General features: G+C 27.9%; 1 pseudogene. It reads left to right on the forward strand.

Annotated features, from left to right (window positions below):
- Positions 1–133, forward strand: a pseudogene (locus RYX56_RS24365) (glycosyltransferase); the annotation flags it as partial.
- Positions 134–247: the final 114 nt, after the last annotated feature.

Here is a 247-nt window from a genome sequence, read left to right on the forward strand (position 1 = left end):
GGCAATTGGTATAATCGGTGAATATATAGGAAAAATATTCAAGGAAACAAAAAGACGTCCCAGATACACCATTGAACAAAATAGTTATCTGGAGAAGAGAAAAGAGCAAATACTTGATTTAATGAAAAAGTAAACGAGAAAGTTGTTGAAAGTTAAGGGAGTTCTCCCGTTGATATTATTTAATCTGTAATGTTTTTTTTATAAATGAAAGGATATGTTACATTGGATAATTTAAATAAAAAGTTTT

The organism is Alkalihalophilus lindianensis (genome assembly GCF_032843265.1).
GTDB classification, from domain to species: Bacteria; Bacillota; Bacilli; order Bacillales; family Bacillaceae_D; genus Alkalihalophilus; species Alkalihalophilus lindianensis.